The following is a 1,063-nucleotide window of genomic DNA, read 5'->3' on the forward strand; positions in this document are numbered from 1 at the left end:
GGTGTAATGGACATTATTCATGCTGGCGTAGGGTCTAACGCTATATACTGTCTATATTTGCAAGGAATCAAAGCCATGAATCAAAAAACTGCCCTTTTTGTCGTGATAAACACCTCAAAAAGAATGGACGCAAGCTAGGCAAACAACAGTATCAATGTCTAGCTTGCAAACGGCAGTTTTTAGGTGGCAAAAGACTCAATAACCAAACCCTTTGGACGGAATACACTCAGGGCAAACAGACCTACAAACAACTGGCTGACAAGTATAGCTGTAGTCTTAAAACCATTCAAAGACGCTTAGACACAGTCAGTATTGACTATCAAGTTAAGCGACCGAATACTGCTAACATCATCATGGACACCACTTACTTCGGTCGTAAGTTCGGTTTAATGGTTTTTATGGACAATACCACTAAAGCCGTTCTTTACTACGCGATAGTCAGTCATGAAACCAACAGTGCCTACAAACAAGGAATTGATCATCTAGCATCGTTAGGCGTTGATATACAAAGCATCACCTGTGATGGTAGACGAGGACTGCGTACGTTATTCACCCGCACCCCTTGCCAGATGTGCCAGTTTCATCAGGTGCAAATAGTGACCCGCTACCTCACTCGTCGACCTAAGAACAGTGCCAGTATCGAGCTTAGACGACTTACTTTAGAAATAAAACTGCTTGATAAAGAGGCGTTCATACAGCGCTTAGATCACTGGTATGTGACTCATGAAGCCTATCTTAGTGAGCGTAGTACCAATGACGATAACAGTAGAACGTGGTACACGCATAAGCGCCTTAGAAGTGCTTATCGTAGCCTCAGAACCAATAGTGATTGGTTATTCATTTATCAAGAATATAAGCATTTAGATATACCAAATACCACCAATTCTCTTGAAGGATTATTCAGTGAGTTAAAGCGACAATTACACAGTCATCATGGTCTAAATGAGCAGCGTAAGTTGCGGTTTATTAAAGACTTTTTAGGGTTAAAGTCACTTAAATAGCATGAATTATGTCCATTAGCGACTACCTTCTACTTTTTAGCATGAATTTTGTCCATTACACC

Annotated in this window: 1 protein-coding gene; it reads left to right on the forward strand. The window is 40.8% G+C overall.

Translation table 11 applies throughout. The features are described 5' to 3' along the window. Positions 1-353 precede the first annotated feature (353 nt). The gene (locus I3254_RS01385; RefSeq protein ID WP_238050614.1) at positions 354-1,001 is read left to right on the forward strand and encodes a transposase; all 648 of its coding nucleotides are present in this window, start codon (positions 354-356) and stop codon (positions 999-1,001) included. Positions 1,002-1,063: the final 62 nt, after the last annotated feature.

This window comes from Psychrobacter sp. Ps2, from assembly GCF_022129405.1.
Lineage (GTDB): Bacteria > Pseudomonadota > Gammaproteobacteria > Pseudomonadales > Moraxellaceae > Psychrobacter.

What these genes read in the sequence shown, in the direction of transcription:
- I3254_RS01385 (WP_238050614.1), top strand. Translation starts at nt 354, where the DNA reads ATGGACACCACTTACTTCGGTCGTAAGTTCGGTTTAATGGTTTTTATG.